A 1,489-nucleotide genomic window follows, 5' to 3' on the forward strand; every position below is an offset into this window, starting at 1 on the left:
AAAACTGTGGCGGATGCCGACTTCTGCACCGGTGGAGTTGCCACCTGTGGCCAGGCCCGTAGCGCCACCAGCCAAGCTGAAGTTTGCGCCACCCTTGTTGTTCACGTAGGACATGGTTCCGTACAGAGCCGTACGGGCAGACATGTTGTGGATATAGCCCACGGAGAACTTGTCTGCATCGCTGCCGTTGAACGCAGCCGTGCCTCCGCGAGAATCGGTGCGTACCCACGATGCGCGCACTTGGTCACGGCCCACTGGCACGGTGACGCCAAGCAGGAAGCGCGATTCCGGTCCGGCGACCGCCGTGCCGTAGGTGCCGAATGGAACCTCGTCACGCTGATAGAAGCCCATGAGGCGAACCACGCCCAGGTCGTAGGCTGCGCCCAAACCAGTTTGCTTCAGCTTAGCGCCCGCAGCATTCACCGTGGTGGTGCCATAGATGCCCGAGAGGCTCAGAGGGCCGTTGTCGTATACCACGCGTGCAGCCATGTGACGGCCTGCATTGGTGGTGGCGCTCTCGTCCAGTGCGTACATCGTCTCCACCTGCAGACCGCTCCACACTGGAGTGAAGTACTGGATGGCGTTGTCGTGGCGGTAGTACGAGGCGAAAGCGCCTGGCAGACGGCTGGTGACGTTGGAACCTGCCAAGCCGATCACGCCGAACGGGTCATAGCGCACAACCAACTGGGAAGCGGGTGTGAAATCGCGGCCCAAGCGCACCTCGCCGAAGGAGCTAAGCAGGCTCACGGTTGAGCGACGTTGGAAAAGTTTGCCGGTAGAACTGATGGAGCCGCTATCGGCGTTCACATCGGATTCCAGCCAGAAGCCCGCCTTGAGGCCACCGCCCAGGTCTTCAACACCGCGGAACCCAAAGCGGCCGGAGGACAGGCCGCTGTTGTTCATGGTGATGTTGCTGGGAAGTTCGCTGTTCTTGACGTAGCGCGCGTTGACGTCCACGACGCCGAAGAGAGTGACCGAAGATTGTGCGAAGGCACCAGTGCCAGCGCAAGTGGCCAGCACCGCGAGAGCGATTTTCCGATTCAAAGTCATTGCGACTCCTTGATCTATTGATGTATGAATAGATGCCAACTGAAGCATCGAAGCCAATCGTAGGGTCAGGAGGAAATTAATTTCGTAGTGAAATATATTGCAGGGGTGGACGCAAAGCAATTCGACAAAAATTGAAGATCTTTGCAGCTTCAGTACAACCAATCAGCAATAAAAACAATTCTTCGGTGGAGATGATTTAAATATCTCTGGAACATTACAGAAAAGTAATCTGCGAGACATGACTTGGTTTCGATTGCCCAAGTAGGATCCGCGCCAACTAGTCGCTGTATTGGCGGGATTTCGCCGGGCAAAGGAGTCAAAAATGCGTCGAGAGAACATTCGTCTTAGCAGGCTGCTGAAATACTCCCCACCGTCGTTTCCCGGTTGACGTCTTGCCAGGACAATTGAGGCAACCCAACCGACCAGACAGACAAGCCAG

At 56.5% G+C, this 1,489-nt stretch carries 1 protein-coding gene; it reads right to left on the bottom strand.

Features of this window, described 5'->3' with window-relative positions; all coding sequences use genetic code 11:
- The coding region (locus DBR23_RS02805) for a porin (protein ID WP_108497246.1) at positions 1-1,050 on the bottom strand (1,050 nt) is incomplete at its 3' end.
- Positions 1,051-1,489: the final 439 nt, after the last annotated feature.

Origin of the sequence: Acidovorax sp. HMWF018 (genome assembly GCF_003061035.1) — a bacterium.
GTDB lineage: Bacteria > Pseudomonadota > Gammaproteobacteria > Burkholderiales > Burkholderiaceae_C > Acidovorax > Acidovorax delafieldii.